Raw genomic sequence first — 20,678 nt, forward strand, 5'->3', positions numbered from 1 at the left:
CGGCAATATGAGCGGCAACATGGGTGGCAACACCACCGACCCGAACGCGTCGCTGCCCCGGCCTGCGGTGCTGTCGCTGGCCATCAAGGAAAAGGCGGCCCTGTACGCCGCCTACATGCCTTTCCTGAAGAACGGCGGCCTGTTCGTGCCGACCAACAAACCCTACAAGATCGGCGACGAGATCTACCTGATTTTGTCGCTGATGGAAGATGCGGCCAAGTACCCGATCGCCGGCAAGGTGGTCTGGATGACGCCGGCCGGCGCCAACAACAGCAAGGCGCAAGGCGTCGGCGTGCATTTCCCGGCCGACGAAACCGGCCAGCGCGCCAAGGCCCGCATCGAAGAAATCCTCGGCGCCGCCCTGCGTTCCTCGCGCGCCACCCATACCCTGTAACTCTCTTTTTCCTTCATGCCGTCCTACGTTCACCGCCTTGCCCGCCGCGATGACTTGCCTGTCATCGTCGATATCTACAATTCCACGATCGCCTCGCGCGAAGTCACCGCCGATACCGAACCGGTGTCGGTCGAGTCGCGCGTCGGCTGGTTCAACGACCACACGCCGGAGCGCCGGCCGTTGTGGGTCATCCATGATGCCAACGACTCCTCGGCGAACCCGGAAGTGATCGGCTGGATGTCGTACTCGAATTTCTATGGCCGCCCCGCCTACTCGGGCACGGCCGAGCTGTCGATCTACATCGCCGAAGCCTGGCGCGGCAAGGGACTCGGCAAGTATTGCCTGGAACAGGCGATCGCTTTCGCACCGGAGATCAAGGTGCATACGCTGCTCGGCTTCATCTTCGGCCACAACGCGCCGAGCCTGGCGCTGTTCCGCAAGTTCGGCTTCGATACCTGGGCCAACTTCCCGCGCGTGGCGAATCTCGATGGCGTCGAACGCGACCTGATCATCCTCGGCAAGCGGGTCGTCGCCTAAGGCGTACATAGCACATGCTTCCCGGCTTGCTCCTGCTGCTAGCCTATTTGCTGTGTGGATTCGCCAGCCCCTTGTTGCTGGCCGGCATGGCCCTTGCCTGGTATCGGCGGCACCGGCGCCCGCTCGTGCGCCGGATGGCCGGGGCCGGGCTGGCAGGGGCGCTGCTTGCCGCTTGCGCCTACCTGGTCCTGGGCCTGGCTTTCGACGCCGAAGGCGCCAGGTCGCTGCTGGGCGGCCTGTTCAGTGCCGGCGCGGGTTTCACGGCCGGCACGCTGTGCTGGCTGGCGGTGGCGCTGGTGCAGCGCTGGCGCTCCCACGGCCCGCGGGCATAGCCGCCGGGCCGGCTGGCGCGGCGCGGCGTGGCACGCGCGGGCGGCTGCCTTTACAATGGCGGCATGTACATCGATTCCCACTGCCACATCAATTTCCCCGAGCTGGCCGCCCGGATGCCCGAGATCCTGGCCAAGATGGCCGAGAACCATGTCACGCATGCCATGTGCGTGTCGGTCAACCTGCCGGAATTTCCCTCGGTGCTCGCCCTGGCCGAGCAATATCCGCATATCTTCGCCTCGGTTGGCGTCCACCCGGACTACGAAGACACGCCCGAGCCGAGCGTCGAGCAGCTGGTGGCGCTGGCCGACCACCCGAAGATCATCGCCATCGGCGAGACCGGCCTCGACTACTACCGCCTGGAGGGCGACCTCGAATGGCAGCGCGCGCGCTTCCGCACGCATATCCGGGCCTCGCGCGCGACCCGCAAGCCGCTGATCATCCATACCCGCTCAGCCAGCGCCGATACCATCCGCATCCTGCAGGAAGAGGGCGCGGCGGTCCAGGCCGGCGGCGTGGCCGGGGTGATGCACTGCTTTACCGAGTCGCTGGAAGTGGCCGAGGCGGCCATCGAGATGGGCTTTTATATTTCCTTCTCCGGCATCGTGACCTTCAAGAGCGCCAGGGACTTGCAGGAAGTGGCGCGCACGATTCCGCTGGAGCGCATCCTGATCGAGACCGATTCGCCCTACCTGGCCCCGGTGCCCTACCGCGGCAAGGTGAACGAGCCCGGCTATGTGCCGCATGTGGCCGAGTTCATCGCCAATTTGAAAGGCCTGCCGCTGCGCGAGGTGGCGGACCGCACCAGCGACAACTTCTTCAACCTGTTCCAGCACGCCAAGGCCTGACATGACCCCAAAGCGCCGCACCGTCCTGCGCAGTATCCTGTTCGCGATGTGTGCCGGCGCCGGCCTGGTCCACGCCGCGCCCGTGGCGACGTCGCCGCCCGACGGGCGCCAGCTGACCGCCTTCTTCCGCGCCGTCCAGCTCGACGACGACAGGACCGTCAAGGCGATGATCGGCTCGGTCGTCAACGCCAACCAGTTGAATCCCCTCGGCGGCGAGCCGGGCCTGGTGCTGGCGGTGCGCGAAGATGCGATGCGCGTGCTGGAGGTCTTCCTCGCCCACCCGGGCACGCAGCCCGACACGGCGGCCGTGAACGGCAATACGGCCCTGATGATGGCCGCTTTCAAGCGCAACCGCGCGGCCGTCGAGGCCTTGCTGGCCAAGGGCGCGAAGGTGAACCAGCCCGGCTGGACGGCGCTGCATTATGCGGCGGCGGCGGGGGACAACGAGATCGTCGACATCCTGCTGAAGCGCGGCGCCAGGATCGATGCGGTGTCGCCGCTGAAGACCGGCGCCTACACGCCGCTGATGATGGCGGCGCGCGAAGGCAAGGACGATACCGCGCTGCTGTTGATGAAGCATGGCGCCAACGCGGCGCTGAAGAACAGCGAAGGCCTGACGCCCGAGCAGCTGGCCGAACGCGCCGGCAAGCCGCGCGTGGCCAAGGCGATCCGCCAGGGCCTGCGCTGAGCGGCGCCTGCCGGGCCGGCGCTTGACCTGCTTATCCGGAATTAAAGGGTCATCCCGCATCAGCTCCCGCCTTTGCCGCGCACCCGCCGCAGGCATACTCCTCGTATTCCATCGACCCATGCGGCAGCGTACGCCGTCGCCGACTACAAGGATCCCATGCTGAACGAACGCGAAATCGAGAGCTGCTACCTCGGCCAATTCATTCCTGTCCACTACCATCACAACATGCTGATGGACGGGAACCGCATGGGCGCTTTCCGTGATGCGATCGCGCATGCCGTTCGTCCCGGCATGAAGGTGCTGGAACTGGGCGGCGGCACCGGCGTGCTGTCGTTCTTCGCGGCCCAGCAGGCCGAGAAGGTGTATTGCGTCGAATTCAACCCCGACCTGGTGCGCGAGGCGCGCCGCTTCCTGGCGCAGAACCCGAACGGCCACAAGGTCGAGGTGGTCCACGCCGACGCCTTCGATTACCTGCCGCCGGAGCCGGTGGACGTGGTGATCTGCGAAATGATCCACGTTGCCATGCTGCGCGAAAAGCAGGTCGACGTGATCGAGGCCTTCAAGGCGCGCTACCTGGAGCGCTTCGGCGGCCCGCTGCCGGTCTTCATGCCCGAAGCGGTGGTGATGGCGGTGCAGCCGCTGCAGCAGGACTACAGCTTCCATGGTTATTACGCGCCGATCGTGCAGTTCCAGGAAACCAGCGCCGCCTACCCGGGCACGGCCGAGCTGGCCCAGCCGGCCGTGTACAGCGTGCTCGACTTTGCCGGACCGGTCGACAAGCTGATCGCCTGGCAAGGCAGTTTTACTGTCGAGCAGGACGGCGCCCTGAACGCGCTGCGCTTCGTCACCAAGAACGTGCTGTCCATCGTGCAGGAAAGCGGCGGCACCATCGACTGGCTGAACCACTACATGACGCTGCCGCTGGCGCGTCCGCTCGACGTGATCGCCGGCGACGTGGTGCAGGTGTCCTTCCAGTACCGCGCCGGCGCCTCGATTCCTTCGCTGCAGGCCGCGCTGCGCGTCACGCTGGCCGCCGATGCGGATGCCGGTGCCGATGACGCTGTGCCGGCCGTCGTACCGTGTCGTATCGCCGCCTTTGCCTGAGCGCCCGGCCGCCGCTCGTCTCATCCTGGCCACCCGTTCGTCGGCGCAGGCGGCAGTTCGACCCCGCCGCCGCGCCGTTCGTCCCAGGGCCGCTTGATACGGCCCTGGCGCCTGCCTACACTGCGGTTTCCTCAACCTGAACGGGTGCGCAATGATGGGCTTCCTGCTGTGGCTGCTTTTACTCTTCCTGTGCTGGCCGCTGGCCTTGCTGGCGCTGGTGGCCTATCCGCTGGTGTGGCTGCTGCTCCTGCCTTTCCGCCTGCTCGGCATCGGCGTCGAGGCCGTGTTCGCGCTGCTGCGCGCGGTCGTGTTATTGCCGGCGCGCATACTCGGCTTGTCGCCCGGGCGCTGATCGCACCCCGGTCCGGCAGAGTGTGGGGCAATTAACAGACGCGCGTGGCGGGCTTCGTTACTGTGGAGTCGTCCGCTTTCATCCGAAAGCGAGCTTTTCACTGTAAGGAAACGATTATGCGCCTGGACATTTACCGCAGAGCCGAAAGCGACGGCAAGTTCTCCTACTTGGCCGTGCCGGAAACCCGCAACATCCCCGAAGAAGCCACCAATACCGATTGGGAAGTGGAGGCCCGCGCCTTCGAAGTCGACGACAATGCCGAGCAACTGCCGGACTACGACATCGACAACCTGCATGGCCAGCTCTCCGAAAAGGGCTATGCGATGACTGCTCTGCACTGAGTTCGGCAGGCGCGCGTACCGGGCAGCGTCGTTCGCTTCGGCGGATTTTCGCCCGCTCCGGTACACGCTTCGTCATGAACGCGACAGTCCGCTGTCGATTTCGCCGGGGCCCGGACGGTCCCCCGGCGGATATGCTATTCTTGCGCCCTGTTTAATTCGATGCTGACCATGTGGTCAGTTCTGGGAGTGCATGATGAAGTGGGTGGTAGTCGGTTTTTATTTCCTCTCGATTCTCCACATTCATTTCCGCGGCAAGGTGCGCCTGCCGTTCGGACGCCAGCTGTTCGACCATTCGTCGTTCATGGCCCCGATTAACATCTTCATGCACTTTTTCTCGAAAGTGCCGAGCACGCCCTACATCCCGGTCAGCGATTTCCCCGACCTGGCCCCGCTGCAGCAGAACTGGCAAATTATCCGCGCCGAAGCGGAAAACATGCTCGCCCTGAAAAAGATCAAGGCCGCCGAGCAGAACGACGACGCCGGTTTCAACTCCTTCTTCAAGACCGGCTGGAAGCGCTTCTACCTGAAATGGTACGACGCCAGCCACCCGTCGGCCCAGCGCCTGTGCCCGCAAACCTACGCGCTGCTGCAATCGATTCCCTCGGTGAAAGCCGCGATGTTCGCCGAACTGCCGCCGGGCGCCAAGCTGAATCCGCACCGCGATCCGTTTGCCGGCTCGATGCGTTTCCACCTGGGCCTGGCCACGCCGAACGACGACCGCTGCTTCATCGACGTCGACGGCCAGCGCCATAGCTGGCGCGACGGCGAAGGCGTGATCTTCGACGAAACCTATATCCACTGGGCCATCAACGGCAGCGAAAGCGACCGCGTGATCCTGTTCTGCGACGTCGAGCGTCCGATGCGCTACCGCTGGATGCAGGCGATCAACCGCTGGCTCGGCCGCACCATGATGACCGCCGCCAGCTCGCCGAACGAAACCGGCGACCAGACCGGCCTGGTCAGCAAACTGTTCCGCATCTCGCACGTGATGGGCGGGTACCGCCGCCGTTATAAAGCCTGGAACAAGACCGCGTACAAGATCACCAAGGTGGCGCTGATCGTCGGCGTGGCTGCGCTGATCTACTGGATCTGATGGTCGCCAGCCCGGCATGCGGGCATGCGGGCATCCGGGCTGGCAGGCTTGCGAACTTGCTTGATGCGCGAAAAGCGCCGCTTCGATAGCGGCGCTTTTTTTTCGTCGCTTGCCGGCTGCCGCTTCAGCGGTAGACCAGCACCGGAATGGCGCTGTGGACCAGCACCTTCTGCGTTTCGCTCCCCAGCAGCATGCCGGTGATGCCGTGGCGGCCGTGCGAGGCCATGATGATCAGGTCGCACTTGCGCTCGCGCGCCGCCTGCAGGATGGCCTCGTAGGGTTGGCGCGAACGCACGACCAGGCTGGTGCAGGGTACGCCGGCGCTGCGTGCGGCCGACTCGGCTACCGCCAGGATGGTCGCCCCGCGCTGTTCGCTGGTGGCCAGGTATTCGTCTTCGGTGGCGGCCAGCATCTCGGCATCGGCCGTGAAGGTGCGGAAATCGGGCAGGGCGGTCAACGCGACGACCTGGGCGCCGGCCTCTTTCGCAAAGCTGACGCCGGCCAGCACGGCGCGCTCCGACAGCTCGGAGCCGTCGGTGGGCAACAGGATCTGCTTGAACATGATCGCTCCTCGAATAGACGCGGTGACGGCGCGCTCAAGGTTAGTCTGCCGTTCGAGGCCGCGTCAGGTTTGATCCGGCTCAATCGCGCGCCGGCGCTGTCACTCGCCCGGATCGGGCGTCACGCGCGTCAGCTTGTAGTCGGCGGCCGACCGTTCCAGCGCCAGGCCCAGCACATCCTTGAGTTCGTCCGGCTGGGCGCCGTTGTCGAGCTGGCGTTTGGCGAAGGTATTGCGCAGGGTGCGCCCGCCCGAGCGCGACAGGTCCATCCCGGCGCGTTCGAAGGTGGCGCGCATCTGCACGTAGACGGTCTTGCGGGTCAGCCGGGCGCCGGTCAGGTTGGCCGGGAAGACGAACTGGCCCGGGATCGCCATCGCTTCCCGCTCTTCCAGCCAGGGCAGCAGCTCGTCGACGCCTTCGCGGGGCAGGGTGACCGTGTGCTCGTGGCTGGTGTCGTGCTTCTCGTCGGGGGTGATGGTCAGCACGAGCGAGCCGTCGATGCCGGCCTGGCGCCCGAGTTCCGGGATGAGCAGGCCGACCGCTTCCGACACCCGCAGGCCGGCCAGCGCGATGACCACCTGCATGGCGCGGTCGCGGCGGCGCTTCCAGCCGTCGAAGGGCGTGTTGCGGCGCTTGCGCGGGGAGTCGGCGGGGAGGGCGGCGAAGAAGCGCGCCAGCTGTTCCTCGGACAGGCTGCGCCCGGCCTCGTCCCTGGCGATGTGGGCGCGGTCGACGCCGAGGATGGCCTGCTGCGCCGGGTTCGGCGTGACGCCCAGGTGTTCGTAGCAGCGTTCCAGCAGGCGCAGGTAGCGGTAGGCGATCTTGCTGTTCAGGACGCGCTTGCCCTTCACGGTGCGTTCGATGAAGCGCAGCAGGTCGGCCTGCGTGACGGTGGAGAAGGTGAGTCCTTGTTCCAGCAGCCAACTGGCCAGGTTCTGGAACATGAAGACATAGATCTTGGCGGACTCCGCCGACAGGACCCGCAGGGTGCCGTCGGCGCGCTGGCGGCGCCCGGTTTCGGCGAACGCGGTGCTGGAAATGAAGGCCTTGAAGGCGCGGACCGGGTCGGTATTCCAGGAGCTCAGGCTGTGCATGGCGAAGCGCATCGGATTGGCATGCGCTTACCTTATCATAAAAACGTAACTAACCAACAGTGGTTTTCAAACAAACCGGCCGATTACACGTTCCGGACTACGGATAAACAAACACGAGACAAACAAGCCGCCAGGGAGAGGGGGGCAGCCCGTTGTCCAGGCTGAGAACAAAACCGCGGGAAATGGCGAAGGCGGCAGCAGGCAGCACAGCGTGCGCGGCTGCCCGGGTGAAAGAGGCCACTGGCGCGACGACGCCCGGAACGGCTCGTTCAGCTGCCGACCGGTCCGCGCACCAGCAGCTTCTGCATCTCGTTATTGTTATGGGTGAGCTCGACCAGCAACTGGTCGAAGGACAGATTCCCCCAGGCGACGGCACGCCGCACCAGGCGTGGCACCGGGCTGTGCGGCTCCAGGGTTTCCAGGTAATCGGCCAGGCTTTCCAGTCGACGGTAGGCATCCGCGCGCCCCGCTGGACCGGCTGCCGCAGGCGTTGGCGCAAGGGGCGCTTCATCCCCGCTGGCGGCCGGTTCCGGCGCGACGACCGGCGGCGCCCCAGCCGGCGCCGCCGGCGCGGGCGCGACAGGCGCGGCCACGTGCGCGGGATGCGCCTCCAGCCAGGTGCCGAGCACGCGCTCGGTTTCCTCCAGCGTGGCGGCCAGCTTGCGCAGGCGCGGCGCCTGCGCCGCCATCAGGCGATCGAGCGTGGCATGCAGGTCGTGCAGTGCGCCCGACCAGTCGCGCACGGCGCCAAGCAGCGTCTGCAGCCGGGCCAAGGGCATGCTGGCCAGCTGGGCCAGGGCGCGGTTGCGGGTCAGCAGGTCGGCCGGGTCGCCGTCCTTGCCGGGCTTCTTGACCTTGCGTTCGTCGTTCTCGCGCGCCAGGCTGTCCTTCCATTGCGCCAGCGTCACCGTGCGCGCGTCGGCGCCGCTGCCGTGGATCAGCGGCACGCGCAGCAGCAGGGCCATGCTCCAGTGCTCGTCGATCCAGTCCAGCGGCTTGGTGCGGTAATCGATTTCGCCCTTGTGCATCAGCGGGTGCAGGTCGTCCCAGTAGCGCTCGCACAGGCCCTGCAGCAGCAGGGTGGCGCGCGCGCCGCCTTCCAGGCCGTCGATGTTGATCCAGGCTTCGCCCAGCCAGGCGGCCAGGTTCAGGTCCTTGCTGCGTTCGACCAGGGCTTGCCGGCACAGGCGCGCGCTTTCCTGCCAGTCTGCGCGTTTCAGCGCCTTCGTCCAGACCCCGAGCGGCAGGGTCGGGTCGTCTTCGTGGCGCGCCAGGGCGATCGCATCGTATTCCGGTTCGTCCAGCAGCGGGACGCCGCAGGGGCCGTGTTCGGCAATCGGTTCGAGCAGGGCTGCAATGGTCATGGCTGCATCATCGTCATTGGCCACCTCCGGTGGCCACCAGGGCGCCGCCGGGGTTCGGGTCCGGCAGGGCGGGCGCCGGCCGGGTCGGGAAAGGAGCCAGCGCCAGGCGGTCGCGCTTGCCGTGCGCCATCACCCCGACGCGGACATAGCCGACGGCATCCGGCCCCGCCGCGCCGGTGGCGTCGCGGGTCGGCACAACCAGGCGCAGCACCACCGGCGCCGCGGCATCGCGCTCGCTCAGCTCGGCCAGCGGCGCGCTGTGGTCGCCCAGCAGGCGCAGCAGCGCCCAGGGGCCACGGTAGTCCCAGCTGGCTTCACGTTCGACCACGTCCAGCCTCGGGCGCGCCGGGTCGGGCGCCGGCGTCAACGGGCTGTTCCTGGCCCAGCGCAGGCGCAGCGTCACCGGGTCGCCCAGGCGCCAGGCCATCCCCACGGCCCCGTCCGGCCCCGGCGGCAGCGCGTCGCCGGCTTCGAGCTTCCATTCGATGACCTGGTCGGCGCCGCGTTCGCGCGGGCGGTTGATGCGGAACTGCGGCCACAGGTCGAGCGCCGCCGGGCCGCCGCCGGCGTCCTCGGCCAGCACGGCGGCCAGCAGCGGCTTCAGGGCCGCCAGGCGGTCGAGGAAGTCCTGCGCCGCCAGCGCCTTCGGGTCGCCGCGCGCGGACAAGGCCGCCGGCGCCGCGCGCGCCGCGGCCAGCCGCGTGTCGAGCAGCACGAGCAGGCGCCGCACCTGCTCGGGTTCGGCGTCGAGCGCGCCGGGAGCGGCGGAGAACGGATAGCGCTCGGCCAGCTGGGCATTGTAGTGGCTGGCGATGGCGGCATAGGCGCTGCGGCCTGCCTGGCCGGCCAGGACCAGGCAGCGCGGACGGTAGCTGGCCGCGATCCGCGCCAGGCGCCGCTGGAAGAAGTCGCCGCGCGCACTGCCCGCGGCCGCGAGCCGGGCGCCGCAGTTCAGGCTGTCGAGTTCGTCGAGGCCGGCGGTGAGGAATTGCTCGAGGCGGCGCAGCGAGCCGTCCGGGCTTTTCGCGGCGTAGCGCGCCAGGTCGGCGTCGATGCGGTTCCAGTCGGCCAGCCAGGCTGCCGCATCGCGACCGGCGGGCGTTCCGGGCTGCGCCAGCCAGGCGCGCGGGCCCTTGCTGGCGGCACTGAGTTCGGTGACCAGTTCCAGCTGGGTTTGCAGGTAGTCCTGCATGTCGGCCGCGGAGCGGGCGCCGTAGGCGGCGCCGGCGCCGGGCCCGTTCCATTCGGCCAGCGCGCTCGAGGACGGCAGGTAGAGTGGGCCGTTTTCCAGGGCGTCGCGCAGTTCGCGCAACAGGAACAGGGCCTGTTCGTCGAGCACTTGCTGGGCCAGTCCGGCGGCGTCAGGCATGCCCAGCTTGCGCAGCGCCGGCAGCATCGCGCCGATCGACTGGCGCGCGGCCTCGAAGTTGGCGCAGCGCCAGGCCGGATCGCAGGCCGCCGGACTGGCCGCGCCGGCCAGGGTGCGCTCGAGCGCGGCCCCGGCCTGCAGCCGCGCCAGCCGGGTGAGCGTGGCCGCATAGGCGGGCGGCGCCTTGGCCAGCTCGGCTTTCTCGTAGGCTTCGAGGTCGGCCAGCAGCTCGCGGGCGTCGCCCAGGCCTTGCGGGTCCCAGGACAGCGGCCCGGCGCCGGCGAGCAGGACCGGGCCGGCCTGGGCGCCGCCCTGCGCGAACGGGTGGCGCAGCAGCTGGCCGAGCGCCGCCTCGAGTTCGCCCAGGCCGGGACTGACCAGCAGTTCCTTGCCCTTGGTGTAGGCCAGCACCGGCGCGCTGCCGCTGCTGTTTTCCATTACGCGCAGGCGGAACCGGCCCTGGCGCGCCGAAACCTCGGCCTGCAGGCGCGTGGCCAGGTCTTCGCCCAGCAGCGAGGAATTGCGGATCCGGGTTTCCAGCTTGCGGTAGACGTCGTCGGCGGCCAGGGTGCCGTCGGCCAGCCAGGCGGTCTCGGTCTGGGCCAGCAGGATGCGCAGGTGGCCGATGTCCTGCTGCAGCTGGGCCAGCCGGGCGGGTTCGTCGAGGCGGGCGGCGGCCAGTTCGCCGGTCTCGCGGATCACCTTCTCGCGCAGGACATTCATCTGGTTGTCGCCGAACAGGTCGCCGAGCCAGGCCTCGTGCAGGTCTTCCAGGCGCCTGCGCAGGCCGGGCGCGTAGGATGCGTGCACGTCGCCGTGCGGCTGGAAGGCGCTTTCGCGCAGCGTGAGGTCGAAGCGCGCCGAGGTGGACTCGCTGCCCGGCGCCAGCTGCAGGTCGAACAGGTAGGCGAGCAGTTCGCGCGTGTCGCGCCAGCTGCCGCCGTGCAGGGTGCTGAGGGCACGGTACTTGCCCAGCTGGCGTTCGAATTCCACCGTATCGTCGACGAAGCCGCGCAGCGCCGCAAAGGCGGTGCTGCGGCCGGGGCCATCCTGGGGACCGCCTGGACGGTGGGCGGCGCCGCCTTGCCGCACCAGTTTGTCGGCGCGCGCGTGCATGGCCTGGTCGATGCCCTCGAACAGCACGTTCTCGTAGTAGGCGCGCAAGGCGCGGTCGAGCTGGCCGTCGATGCCGCCGCAGCACGATGCCCACGAGAGCGGCAGGGCCAGCTTCCAGGGCGTCCAGTGCGGCACGCGGTCGAGCTGGGTCACCAGGACCTGGGTCGAGGCGGCGTCGATGCGCGCACCGGCGCCGTTTGCGCGCGCCAGCGCGGCGTTCGTGGCCTCGCGCATGCTGGCCAGGGGAACGCGCATCGCCTCGAACTGCTCGCGGGTCGAGAAGTAGGTGGGCACGATCGCGACCAGCCAGAGCGCGGCCACCGCCCCGGCCGCGCCCAGCACCAGGCGCCGCTGGCGGCGCTGCGCATCGGTGCGGCGCGCGATCACCCGGCCCAGGCCGAATTCGTCGAAGATACGCTGCGCGAACAGCTCGCGGCAAAACACCGGCGCTTGCGGCGGCGCCTGCTGCCTGTCGGGCAGCGGTGCGAACGGGTCGGCTTCGGCGGTGGCGGCCGGCGCGGCATGGTCGGCGGCAGATTCGGCGGCGCGTGCCGTGGCCTGGGGCGTTGCGCGTCCGCTAAGATAAAAGCCGCGCAGCTCGAAGGGCACCATGATGGCACTCTCGCGCATGGCCGCGTGCAGGGCCTGGGGCAGCTGCGCCAGCGCCGCCGCGATCCGCTCGGGCATCAGGAAGATGTCGGCGGCGTCGGCCTTCGGGTCGCGCCATTCGCTCAGCGAGCTGACCAGCACGCGCAGCCGGTTCGCCAGGCGCGCCACGCCCTGTTCGCCCAGGGCCAGGCGCCAGGCCTGGTCGAGCGAGGCCGGGTTCGACCAGCCCAGGGGCTGCACCCGGACAGCCGGCGGCAGCGCCCCGGCCCAGGGGGAAAAGCCCGGCACGGCGTCGCAGCCGCCGACCACGACGTACACCGGCAGGCTCAGGCCCAGGTAATCCTGGATGCCGGCCAGCTTGCGGTACATGCGCTCGCCCTCGGCCTCGGCGGCGCCGCTGTCGAGGGTGGCGAACGGGATGACCCAGACGATGGCGTCGAGCGCGCGGCCCGGTCGGTGGCGGTTCAGCAAACGCAGGAAGTTGTGCCAGGGTCCGCCATCGAGTTCGTCTTCCCAGGCCGATGCCGGCAGCTCGAAGGCGTCGCCCTCGGTGCTGCGCCACCAGCCGCTGTCCTTGCCCGCGAGGGCAAGCACCGGCGCCAGCCCGGCGCCGCGCAGCAGTTCGCTCTTGCCGGCGCCGCCGGGGCCGCAGACCAGCACGCAGGGCCGTTCGTAGCGCCCACGTGCGTCGCGCGGATACAGCTTGCGCAGCGCCGCCTCGAAGATGGCCGGGTCGAGGGCGGCATCGCGCAGCGGCGCGGGCGCGGCCTCGCGCGGGCGGCGCCGGCGCCACAGCCAGAACGCGACGGCCAGCAGTACCAGCACGAGCACCAGCAGCACGGCCAGCAGCACGAACGTGGAGGACGGCAGGTTCATGCGGCCCCCGTCAGCTTCAGCGCGTCGCCGAGGATGGCGCGCAGCGCCAGCCATGCGCCGATCGACACGAGCAGCGGCAGCGCCAGGATCGCCGCCGCCAGCAGCCAGACCCGCGCCTGGGCCGCGACACCGCGCTGGCCGGGCGTGCTGCGCACCAGGTTTTCCTCGCGCCCTTCGGTGAGCACGAAGCCGGACTCGCCCAGCGTCGCCTGGTCCGGGTAGAGGTAGGCGAACAGCTGGTGGCGGCGGCTGGCCAGTTCCGGCAGGCTGCCTTCGCGCCCGCGCAGGCGCCCGGCGAAGCCCAGGGTCAGGCAGTGCAGGTAGACTTCGGCGATTTCGCGGCTGGCGCGGTCGCCCTGGCGCGTCACGGCGTCGATGCGCTCGATCAGGCGCGCGCCGCCGCTGCTGGTCTTGAACAGGCGCCGCTCCAGCAGGTGGCTGCGCCAGGACCCACGGCCGGGCCAGTCTTCGTTGAGCAGGGTTTCGTCGGTCACCACCGCGAACGCGAACAGCAGGGCGTCGAGGCCATCATGGCCATTCTGCGGCGTGCGCCGCCCGACCCGGCTTTCCAGCTCGTGGCAGACGTCGGCCAGGGCCGCGTCCATGCGCGCCGCGGCCAGTTCGGCCAGCGGCGCCGGGGTCTCGGGGCCGGCGGGACGCTGTTCGCCCAGCAGGCGGCGCAGTTCGGCGTAGGCGTCGCGAAACAGCAGGCCGAGGGGATTGGCGTCGAGCGCCCAGCGTGGCCGGTCCATCTAGCGCGCTCCCCTGGTTTCGCCGGGGCCGCCGGCCCGGCGCAGCAGCAGTTCCACCTGCAGCGGTTCGGCGTAGCCCTCGGCGCTGCCGCCGGGACTGCGAATGCACAGCGCTTCGCCCTGGGTGTACCAGACGCCGCCGTCGCTTTCCGGCTTCAGCTGGAACACGGCGTGCCCGCTGTCGCCACCCATGCGCAGCGCCTCGCGGCCTTCGAGCAGGCGCACCGCCATGCCGGGCGAGCGCCGGTGCAGGGCTTCGTCCAGCCGGTTTGCCGAGGCGATGGCCGCTTCCAGCAGCCAGTGGCGCATCGCGGCGTCGCTTGTGGCGGCCGGCTTGCGCAGGGCCAGGACCAGGGGCGTTGCGGCGCCCGGCGGCAGCGTCGCCGCCAGCACGCCATCCTCGCGTGGCCGGAACAGCACCCGGTGCAGCTGCGGCGCCAGCAGCCGGCGCGCCGTCTCGAGCTGGGCCAGCAAGGGCATCATCGATGCGCCGATGTCGCGGTAATCGAAGGCGGGCAAGCGCGGCAGGACCGGCTGCGGCATACCGGCCGCCAGCACCCCGAGCAGGCCGGCCAGCAGCGCGTGCAGCTGGCGCGGATGCGCCTGGCCGCCGGCATAGGCCGCCTCGAGTTCGAGCACGCGCGCGCCCAGCGCGGGCAGCAGCGCCAGCCGGCGCAAGTCGTCGATGCCGGGTTCGGCGCCGGCGCCGGCCTGCTCGCTGTCGAAGGCGTCGGACAGGGTCGCGTAGCTGGCCCGCAGGCGCGCGCAGAGGGCCTCGATGCGGCGGTACAGGCCGAGCTGCGGGCCGACCCGCAGCCAGGGCGCGATGTAGGCCATGCGCGAGGGCAGGCCGCCGATGTCGCGAAAGCGCAGCAGCGGCAGCAGCTCGCCGGGCGCGTAGCCTTCGCCGCTGCCGCCCACCAGCATCAGGTTCGGCTTCAGGCGCGACACCTGCAGCGGCCCGGCTTCGCCGTTCTGGTCGGGGATCTCGCCCTGGCCGTCGGGCAGGTAGCGCCTGCTTCCCGCAAGCGCGCGGCCGGGCACGGCGAGCGACACGCGCCAGGTCTTGTCGGCGTCGTCCGGTGTGTCCTTCAGTTCGATGCGCAGCCTGGCCTCGGGACCGGCCGCGACCGGCAAGCCGTCGGGCATGATCGCCTCGATCGCGTCGACGATCACGCAGCGGCCGTCCTGGCGCACGGCCAGGCGCAGCAGGCCCCAGTGCAGGGGTTCGACTGCGCGCAGCAGGGCCGGCGCCAGCATCTCCTGGCGCGCCGCCTGCAGCTGGAAATGCTGGGGCGCCAGGCGCATGCCCTGGTACCAGCGCACCGCGTCGGGAATGGCGGCCAGGCCGGCGTCGGACGGCGCCACAGACGGCGCCACATCGCGCGGCGGGTGGAGGCCGTTCACGGCGTCCCCTCCAGCACGATCTCCTTTTCGACGAAGCGGACCGTGGCGCGCGCGTAGCTGTCGAGCCGCAGGCGGTAGGCGCCCTTGCCCTCGTAATGGGCGAACAGGAACAGGCCGCGCGCGCGGGCCCCGGCAAACGGCGTGGGCCGTTCGCGCAGCTGCAGGCCCGGCGTCAGCTCGTAGTACCAGCTCCGCAGGGTCTTCGGATAATCGGCCTTCAGGTTCGAGGCCGGATCGAACCACTGGTCGGCGCGCAGGGTTTGCAGGTGCGTCACCAGTTCGTCGTCGCCGGCGGCCACCAGTTCGACCGCGAAGGGCATGCCGCCGTTGGCCTGGCGGGCCACCTCGAAACTCAGGTCGGACAGCGCGATTTTCGACGGCCAGAGGGCGCGCACGCTGGAGCAGCCCCCCAGCGCCAGCAGGCATGCCAGCACAGGGATCAGCGAACGCGAACGGTGCGCGTCAAGACGGTTTCGGGGGGAGGGGCGAAGGGAGCTGGGCAAACGGATTTCTCCTGTGCGAACTGCCTGGTGGCCGCGCCGGCAGTGCTTGCCGCCGGCGAAATGGATCGAAATATAGCACCGCCAACGCGCAACAAATTGCGTTGTAAAAAATTTTTATTTCTGCAACACGGGGCTTCCCAGGGCTCCCGTTTCGGGCGTAATCTGGTCGGTGTTTTTTGCAACCGACAGTCGATTACGCATCATGCATAAGGCTGTATTTCCCGGCATGCGCGCGTCCCCGTCGGTCCTATCCACCGCGCATGGCAAGGCGCCGTTGCGCACTGCGTACCAGGAGTAGCGATGCCCGATATCGAGAATGGCCAGCATTGGCTCGACCGCAACCGTCCGCCGCGGGTGCAGATTACGTATGACGTGGAGATCGGCGACGCCGTCCAGAAAAAGGAACTGCCCCTCGTGGTGGGCATCTTCGCCAACCTCGACGGCAAGGAAGACAAGGTGGTGGCCGACCAGGCTTTCCGCGAGATCGACGGCGGCAACTTCGACGAGATCATGAAGGACATCGCGCCCACCGTGACCGTCAACCTGCCGGCCAGCACCCGCCTGCAGGGCGAGAACGCGGCCGCCGCATTCGCGGCCACCTTCACCTTCGAGAAGTTCGCCGACTTCGACCCGGTGGCCCTGCTGAAGATGGACGACACCCTGCGCGAGCTGTACGAGGAACGCGGCCGCCTGCGCGACATGCTGGCCCGCCTGGACGGCAACGTCCGCCTCGAGGACCGGCTGGGCAGCGCCTTCTCGGCGGCGCGCGGCAAGCCCGCGGGCGAGGGCGAGAAAGGAAACGGCGGCGGCGCGGACGGCGGCACGGACGGCGCCGCGGACGGCAAGGCCGCGTCCTGAGTCCCACGCCCGTCGCCTGACCCGGGCCGCGGCGCGGCCACCTCATCCATTGTTTTCCTGGAGCCGAACATGCAAGCGGACATCGAGCTGAACCACGAACAGAAACTAGCCGCAGAAAAAGCTAACCTCGACTGTGACGACGAGCAGCTGCTCGCCATGGTCATCAAGAACACCTACGACAGCAGCCAGAAGGAAACCGCGGCGCGCGTACTGCAGACGGCGCTCAGCGTCGCCAGGGCCAGCAGCGCCCAGGCCGACAAGCCGGTCCAGGTGATCAACGAACGCATCCGGCAAATCGACGCCCTGATCAGCGAACGTCTCGACACCATCCTGCACGACAAGGGCTTCCAGGCCCTGGAATCGGCCTGGCGCGGCCTGCACTACCTGGTCTACGGCACCGAAACCAGCACCCGCCTGAAGCTGAAGGTGATGAACGTGGCCAGCAAGAACCTGGCCGACGACCTGGCCAAGGCGGCGTCGTTCGACCAGTCGGCCCTGTTCAAGAAGATCTACGAAGAAGAATACGGCACCTTCGGCGGCAATCCCTTCAGCCTGCTGGTGGCGGACTACCACTTCGGCCGCAAGGCGAACGAGGTCGGCTTCCTGAGCCGCCTGGCCAGCGTCGCCGCCGCCGCCCATGCGCCGCTGATTACCGGCGCCGAGCACGGCCTGTTCGGGCTGGACTCGTTTACCGAGCTGGCCAATCCGCACGACCTGGCCAAGATCTTCGAGGGCCTGGACGCCAAGAAGTGGAGCAACTTCCGCGACAGCGACGATGCCCGCTACGTGACCATGGTCCTTCCGCGCATGCTGCTGCGCCTGCCGTACGGCGACGAGAACAACCCGGTCGATGGCCTCGGCTACGAAGAAAACGTGTTCGGCGACACCCGCACCTACCTGAACGCCGAGACCGGCGTCCCGGCCGAGAAGTTCCTGTACGGCGCCGAGGCCACCCACGACAAGTACCTATGGGGGAACGCGGCCTACGCGCTGGCCCAGCGCATCACGAATGCCTACGCCCAGTACGGCTGGTGCGCGGCGATCCGCGGGGTGGAAGGCGGCGGCGCCGTCACCAACCTGCCGCTGTTTAACTTCCCGACCGAGGCCAGCGGCAAGCTGAAGACCCTGCAATGCCCGACCGAGGTAACGATCACCGACCGCCGCGAGAAGGAGCTCAGCGATCTCGGCTTCATCGCCCTGTGCCACAAGAAGAACGACGACATGGCGGTGTTCTTCGGCGGCCAGACCGCGGCGCGGCCGAAGAAGTACAACAAGGACCTGGCGAACGCGAATGCCGGTATCTCGGCCATGCTGCCCTATGTGCTGGCGGCCTCGCGCTTCGCCCACTACCTGAAGGTGATCATGCGCGACAAGATCGGCTCCTTCGCCACCCGCGAGCAGGTCGAGCGCTACCTGAACAACTGGATCGCCGACTACGTGCTGGTGAACGACAACGCGGCCCAGGCGATCAAGGCCCAGTATCCGCTGCGCGAGGCGCGCGTGGACGTGGTCAGCGTGCCGGGCAAGGTCGGCGCCTACCGCGCCACGGTCTTCCTCAAGCCGCACTTCCAGCTCGAGGAGCTGACCACCTCGATCCGGCTGGTGGCGGAACTGCCGCCGCCGGCCAAGGGCTGAACCGATAGCGCCGCCGGACCGCCGGTCCGGCGCCACCACACGAACGAGCGGAGACACACATGGATGCAATCATTCTCGACCTGGGCGAGACCATCAAGGGCGACTCGATGCTGGAAGGCTTCGTCGACAAGATCGAACTCATGTCCTACAGCCACAACGTGGCGATGCAGGTGACCAACGACGTCAGCAACAAGGAACGCACGTCGGGACGCCCGCACGTGGGCGAATTCACGCTCACCAAGTTCGTCGACGGCGCCACGCCGACGCTGAACGAATACTGCTGCGCCGGCAAGGGCATCCCCTCGGCCATCATCAGCGTCGGCCGCAACTCGGGCGTCGACGACGGCATCGCCATGCCGCTGATCGTCTACACCCTGTCGAACGTGGTGATCTCGAACGTCAGCGTCAGCGGCGGCGCCGGCGGCAAGCCGGTCGAGACGCTGTCGCTGAACTTCACCAAGATCAAGTGGGAGCTGACCTCGCAGAAGGACGACGGCACCAAGGAAGGCACCGCGGCCACCACCTGGGACATGGCGGCCAACAAGGTCGAGAAGTAAGCCGGACCGGCGATGCGCGGCGCCCGTCCACACACCGATCCGGCGCGCCTGCCGCTGCTCGAGCGCCTCGGGCGCAAGGGCCAAGGCGGCGTCCTCGATGCGGACGGGCTGCGCGCCTCGGTCGGCGCCGAGCTGTTGCGCCTGCTGAACGGGCGCAGCGCCAGCGGCCGCAGCGAGGGCCTGAGCGTGCCCGACTACGGCATCCCCGACTGGACCGCCCTGTACGCCGCAAATGCCGACGACCGCCAGCGCCTGGCGAACGGCGTCGCGCGTGCGGTGCGCGCCTTCGAACCGCGCCTGCGGGCGCCGCAGGCCGAGGTGCTGCTGCATCCGGCCGGCCTGCGCCTGCTGCTGGTGCGCCTGCGCGGGCGGCTGCAGATCGGCGGCGGCCAGGCCGTTACCTATGCCATCACCCTGGGCAGCGACGGCGCCAGGCTGGTCGCCATCGAGGACGACCGATGAACGCCGCCGAGCGCGAACGCGAGGACTACGAACGCGAGCTGCGCTACCTGCGCAGCGCCGGCGCCGAATTCGCGCGCGCCAACCCGGCGGTGGCGGCGCGCATCGAATTGTCGGCCGACGGCAGCGCCGATCCCCACGTCGAGCGCCTGATCGAAAGCTTCGCCTTCCTGGCCGCGCGCCTGCACCGCAAGATCGACGACAGCGTGTCGGAACTGGCCGCCAACCTGCTCGAGCAGCTCTGTCCGCACGCGACGCGGCCGCTGCCCTCGGCCACCGTGGTGCGCTTCGCCGGCGCCGGCGGCAAGGTCGACCTCACGGGCGGGTATCGGATCGCACCGGACACGCCGCTCTACGGCACTCTTCCGGGCGGCGACAGCGTGTACTTCCGTACCTGCTACCCGGTCACCCTGTGGCCGCTGGACCTGGTCTGCCCGCCGCGCCTGGAGACCGAGAAGCTGGAGCGCTACAGCAGCCATCCGGCCAAGCGCAGCGTGCTGGCCCTGACGTTGCGCGCGGCGCCGGACCATCCCGCGTTCCTGCCCGGCGCGGCCGGACTCGATACCTTGCGCTGTTATGTGAAAGGCGCCGGCGAGCACGCCGCCCGCCTGTGCGACCTGCTGTACGGCCACACGCTGGAGGTGCGCTGGCGCCCGCCCGGCTGGGAACGGCGGCCCGGCATCCCGCTGGCGGGCGTGCTGCCGCGCTTCGCCGGCCTGGAAGGCGCCGATGCGATGTTGCCCGAGCGTGGCGACACCCACCCGGGCCTGCGCCTGCTGCTCGAATACTTCGCCTTCCCGCTGAAGTTCCAGTTCTTCGACCTCGATCTGTCGGCGCTGGGCCGTACGCCGCATCCCGGCGCCCCGGCAGCCGGCTGGGGCACGCTGGAATTCGTGTTCGACGCCCGGCCCAGCGCCGCGCTGGAACTGGAACCGGACGCCATCGAACTGGGCTGCACCCCGGCCGTCAACCTGTTCCGGCGCACCTCGGAACCGCTGCGCATGAATGGCATGCGCAGCGAATACAAGCTGGTCGCCGACAGCCACCGCGAGCGCACCACCGAGATCTACAGCATCGAGGAAGTGGCCAGCAGCGCTCCCGGCCAGCGCGCCGTGCCGGTGGCGCCATATTATGGCTTCCATGGCCTGCCGGGCGCCGGGCCGCAGGTGTACTGGCATGCGCGGCGCGGGCCGGCCTTCAAGGCGGGGCTGGCGGGGAGCGACTTGCTGCTCACCTTCGTCGACCCGGCCTTCGATCCGGCCACGCCGGAGGCGCGCACGCTGACGGCGCGCCTGCTGTGCACCAGCCGCGCGGCTGCCGCCGGCCTGCACGCCGGCGCCGCCCTGCACATGGAAGACGCCGGCGACGCATTGGACATCCGCGCCCTGCACAAGCCGAGCGTCCAGTCGATGGCGGCGCCCGACGGCGCGGCGCGCTGGAAGCTGGTGTCGCAGCTGTCGCTGAACCACCTGTCGCTGGTCGACGGCGCCGAGGCCCTGGCCAGCCTGAAGGAACTGCTGGCCCTGAACAATCTCACCGGCAGTCCGCGCGCCGACAGCCAGATCGGCGCCCTGCAGGCGCTGCGCTGCCAGGCGGTGACGCGCTACATCGCCGACGATCCCTGGCAGGGTTACCGGCGCGGGTATGCGCTGACCCTGCAGGTGGAGCCCTCCGGCATGCGCGGCAGCGTGCTGCTGTTCGGGGCGGTGCTGCAGCGCTTCCTCGCCGGCTATGCCGGCATCAACACCTTCGTCGAGCTGCGCATCGAGCAGGACGACGGCCGCGCACTGTACGCCTGGCCGGCGCGCGCCAGCGCGCAGCTGCAGCTGTAG

General features: G+C 69.2%; 21 protein-coding genes. 14 read left to right on the forward strand and 7 right to left on the reverse strand.

Annotation, left to right across the window (positions count from 1 at the left end):
• Nucleotides 1–19 precede the first annotated feature (19 nt).
• From QPK31_RS12960 to lpxO, 9 genes are all read left to right on the forward strand, one after another.
• Complete coding sequence (locus tag QPK31_RS12960) at nucleotides 20–394, forward strand: PilZ domain-containing protein (RefSeq protein WP_374045807.1); 375 nt, start codon at nucleotides 20–22, stop codon at nucleotides 392–394.
• Between the two features lie 15 nt (nucleotides 395–409).
• Nucleotides 410–931, forward strand: a complete 522-nt coding sequence (locus QPK31_RS12965) for a GNAT family N-acetyltransferase (RefSeq protein WP_290423342.1) — start codon at nucleotides 410–412, stop codon at nucleotides 929–931.
• A gap of 14 nt (nucleotides 932–945) precedes the next feature.
• Nucleotides 946–1,263 carry a hypothetical protein gene (locus QPK31_RS12970; RefSeq protein ID WP_290423343.1) on the forward strand — a complete coding sequence of 106 codons (318 nt, stop codon included), beginning with the start codon at nucleotides 946–948 and terminating at the stop codon, nucleotides 1,261–1,263.
• A 63-nt stretch (nucleotides 1,264–1,326) separates the two neighbouring features.
• Nucleotides 1,327–2,109 carry a TatD family hydrolase gene (locus QPK31_RS12975; protein WP_290423344.1) on the forward strand — a complete coding sequence of 261 codons (783 nt, stop codon included), beginning with the start codon at nucleotides 1,327–1,329 and terminating at the stop codon, nucleotides 2,107–2,109.
• 1 nt (nucleotide 2,110) lies between these two features.
• Nucleotides 2,111–2,797 (forward strand): ankyrin repeat domain-containing protein, encoded by a 687-nt coding sequence (locus tag QPK31_RS12980; protein ID WP_290423345.1) that lies wholly within the window; start codon nucleotides 2,111–2,113, stop codon nucleotides 2,795–2,797.
• 156 nt (nucleotides 2,798–2,953) lie between these two features.
• Nucleotides 2,954–3,901, forward strand: coding sequence for a methyltransferase domain-containing protein (locus tag QPK31_RS12985; RefSeq protein WP_290423346.1), 948 nt, complete (start codon nucleotides 2,954–2,956; stop codon nucleotides 3,899–3,901).
• Nucleotides 3,902–4,052: 151 nt separating this feature from the next.
• Nucleotides 4,053–4,253, forward strand: a complete 201-nt coding sequence (locus tag QPK31_RS12990; RefSeq protein WP_290423347.1) for a hypothetical protein — start codon at nucleotides 4,053–4,055, stop codon at nucleotides 4,251–4,253.
• Between the two features lie 116 nt (nucleotides 4,254–4,369).
• A complete protein-coding gene (locus tag QPK31_RS12995; RefSeq protein WP_290423348.1) occupies nucleotides 4,370–4,594 on the forward strand; it encodes a DUF6139 family protein in 225 nt (74 codons plus the stop codon).
• Nucleotides 4,595–4,784: 190 nt separating this feature from the next.
• Nucleotides 4,785–5,687, forward strand: coding sequence for a lipid A hydroxylase LpxO (gene lpxO / locus QPK31_RS13000; protein WP_290423349.1), 903 nt, complete (start codon nucleotides 4,785–4,787; stop codon nucleotides 5,685–5,687).
• A gap of 124 nt (nucleotides 5,688–5,811) precedes the next feature.
• Here the strand turns inward: lpxO and QPK31_RS13005 are convergent, their stop codons facing one another.
• The 7 genes from QPK31_RS13005 to QPK31_RS13035 form a co-directional block, all read right to left on the reverse strand.
• Complete coding sequence (locus QPK31_RS13005; protein ID WP_290423350.1) at nucleotides 5,812–6,249, reverse strand: universal stress protein; 438 nt, start codon at nucleotides 6,247–6,249, stop codon at nucleotides 5,812–5,814.
• Nucleotides 6,250–6,348: 99 nt separating this feature from the next.
• Complete coding sequence (gene xerC, locus QPK31_RS13010) at nucleotides 6,349–7,341, reverse strand: tyrosine recombinase XerC (RefSeq protein ID WP_290423351.1); 993 nt, start codon at nucleotides 7,339–7,341, stop codon at nucleotides 6,349–6,351.
• Between the two features lie 269 nt (nucleotides 7,342–7,610).
• Nucleotides 7,611–8,705: a type VI secretion system protein TssA gene (gene tssA / locus QPK31_RS13015; protein WP_290423352.1), complete on the reverse strand. Its 1,095-nt coding sequence runs from the start codon at nucleotides 8,703–8,705 to the stop codon at nucleotides 7,611–7,613.
• A gap of 13 nt (nucleotides 8,706–8,718) precedes the next feature.
• Nucleotides 8,719–12,675, reverse strand: a complete 3,957-nt coding sequence (locus QPK31_RS13020) for a type VI secretion system protein (protein ID WP_290423353.1) — start codon at nucleotides 12,673–12,675, stop codon at nucleotides 8,719–8,721.
• Nucleotides 12,672–13,427, reverse strand: coding sequence for a DotU family type IV/VI secretion system protein (locus tag QPK31_RS13025; protein WP_290423354.1), 756 nt, complete (start codon nucleotides 13,425–13,427; stop codon nucleotides 12,672–12,674). Before QPK31_RS13025 ends, QPK31_RS13020 begins: the two co-directional genes overlap by 4 nt.
• A complete protein-coding gene (tssK, locus tag QPK31_RS13030; protein ID WP_290423355.1) occupies nucleotides 13,428–14,834 on the reverse strand; it encodes a type VI secretion system baseplate subunit TssK in 1,407 nt (468 codons plus the stop codon).
• Entirely contained in the window at nucleotides 14,831–15,268 is a 438-nt protein-coding gene (locus QPK31_RS13035; RefSeq protein ID WP_290423356.1) for a hypothetical protein, read from the reverse strand. The genes tssK and QPK31_RS13035 overlap by 4 nt, the downstream gene beginning before the upstream one ends.
• 369 nt (nucleotides 15,269–15,637) lie before the next feature.
• On the opposite strand from QPK31_RS13035, the gene tssB reads away from it, so the two are divergent.
• The 5 genes from tssB to tssF all read left to right on the forward strand — a co-directional run bounded on the left by tssB (nucleotide 15,638) and on the right by tssF (nucleotide 20,678).
• Nucleotides 15,638–16,195 carry a type VI secretion system contractile sheath small subunit gene (gene tssB, locus QPK31_RS13040; protein WP_290423357.1) on the forward strand — a complete coding sequence of 186 codons (558 nt, stop codon included), beginning with the start codon at nucleotides 15,638–15,640 and terminating at the stop codon, nucleotides 16,193–16,195.
• A 69-nt stretch (nucleotides 16,196–16,264) separates the two neighbouring features.
• Nucleotides 16,265–17,830, forward strand: a complete 1,566-nt coding sequence (gene tssC / locus QPK31_RS13045; protein ID WP_290423358.1) for a type VI secretion system contractile sheath large subunit — start codon at nucleotides 16,265–16,267, stop codon at nucleotides 17,828–17,830.
• A 59-nt stretch (nucleotides 17,831–17,889) separates the two neighbouring features.
• On the forward strand, nucleotides 17,890–18,387 hold the full coding sequence (locus QPK31_RS13050; RefSeq protein ID WP_290423359.1) for an Hcp family type VI secretion system effector: 498 nt from the start codon (nucleotides 17,890–17,892) through the stop codon (nucleotides 18,385–18,387).
• A 12-nt stretch (nucleotides 18,388–18,399) separates the two neighbouring features.
• Nucleotides 18,400–18,849, forward strand: a complete 450-nt coding sequence (gene tssE, locus QPK31_RS13055; protein ID WP_290423360.1) for a type VI secretion system baseplate subunit TssE — start codon at nucleotides 18,400–18,402, stop codon at nucleotides 18,847–18,849.
• On the forward strand, nucleotides 18,846–20,678 hold the full coding sequence (gene tssF / locus QPK31_RS13060; RefSeq protein ID WP_290423361.1) for a type VI secretion system baseplate subunit TssF: 1,833 nt from the start codon (nucleotides 18,846–18,848) through the stop codon (nucleotides 20,676–20,678). The genes tssE and tssF overlap by 4 nt, the downstream gene beginning before the upstream one ends.

The sequence above is a fragment of the Massilia sp. YIM B02769 genome (assembly GCF_030411995.1).
Taxonomy (GTDB): domain Bacteria; phylum Pseudomonadota; class Gammaproteobacteria; order Burkholderiales; family Burkholderiaceae_D; genus Telluria.

What these genes read in the sequence shown, in the direction of transcription:
- QPK31_RS12960 (WP_374045807.1), top strand. Translation starts at nt 20, where the DNA reads ATGGGTGGCAACACCACCGACCCGAACGCGTCGCTGCCCCGGCCTGCG.
- QPK31_RS12965 (WP_290423342.1), top strand. Translation starts at nt 410, where the DNA reads ATGCCGTCCTACGTTCACCGCCTTGCCCGCCGCGATGACTTGCCTGTC.
- QPK31_RS12970 (WP_290423343.1), top strand. Translation starts at nt 946, where the DNA reads ATGCTTCCCGGCTTGCTCCTGCTGCTAGCCTATTTGCTGTGTGGATTC.
- QPK31_RS12975 (WP_290423344.1), top strand. Translation starts at nt 1,327, where the DNA reads ATGTACATCGATTCCCACTGCCACATCAATTTCCCCGAGCTGGCCGCC.
- QPK31_RS12980 (WP_290423345.1), top strand. Translation starts at nt 2,111, where the DNA reads ATGACCCCAAAGCGCCGCACCGTCCTGCGCAGTATCCTGTTCGCGATG.
- QPK31_RS12985 (WP_290423346.1), top strand. Translation starts at nt 2,954, where the DNA reads ATGCTGAACGAACGCGAAATCGAGAGCTGCTACCTCGGCCAATTCATT.
- QPK31_RS12990 (WP_290423347.1), top strand. Translation starts at nt 4,053, where the DNA reads ATGATGGGCTTCCTGCTGTGGCTGCTTTTACTCTTCCTGTGCTGGCCG.
- QPK31_RS12995 (WP_290423348.1), top strand. Translation starts at nt 4,370, where the DNA reads ATGCGCCTGGACATTTACCGCAGAGCCGAAAGCGACGGCAAGTTCTCC.
- lpxO (WP_290423349.1), top strand. Translation starts at nt 4,785, where the DNA reads ATGATGAAGTGGGTGGTAGTCGGTTTTTATTTCCTCTCGATTCTCCAC.
- QPK31_RS13005 (WP_290423350.1), bottom strand. Translation starts at nt 6,249, where the DNA reads ATGTTCAAGCAGATCCTGTTGCCCACCGACGGCTCCGAGCTGTCGGAG.
- xerC (WP_290423351.1), bottom strand. Translation starts at nt 7,341, where the DNA reads ATGCACAGCCTGAGCTCCTGGAATACCGACCCGGTCCGCGCCTTCAAG.
- tssA (WP_290423352.1), bottom strand. Translation starts at nt 8,705, where the DNA reads ATGACCATTGCAGCCCTGCTCGAACCGATTGCCGAACACGGCCCCTGC.
- QPK31_RS13020 (WP_290423353.1), bottom strand. Translation starts at nt 12,675, where the DNA reads ATGAACCTGCCGTCCTCCACGTTCGTGCTGCTGGCCGTGCTGCTGGTG.
- QPK31_RS13025 (WP_290423354.1), bottom strand. Translation starts at nt 13,427, where the DNA reads ATGGACCGGCCACGCTGGGCGCTCGACGCCAATCCCCTCGGCCTGCTG.
- tssB (WP_290423357.1), top strand. Translation starts at nt 15,638, where the DNA reads ATGCCCGATATCGAGAATGGCCAGCATTGGCTCGACCGCAACCGTCCG.
- tssC (WP_290423358.1), top strand. Translation starts at nt 16,265, where the DNA reads ATGCAAGCGGACATCGAGCTGAACCACGAACAGAAACTAGCCGCAGAA.
- QPK31_RS13050 (WP_290423359.1), top strand. Translation starts at nt 17,890, where the DNA reads ATGGATGCAATCATTCTCGACCTGGGCGAGACCATCAAGGGCGACTCG.
- tssE (WP_290423360.1), top strand. Translation starts at nt 18,400, where the DNA reads ATGCGCGGCGCCCGTCCACACACCGATCCGGCGCGCCTGCCGCTGCTC.
- tssF (WP_290423361.1), top strand. Translation starts at nt 18,846, where the DNA reads ATGAACGCCGCCGAGCGCGAACGCGAGGACTACGAACGCGAGCTGCGC.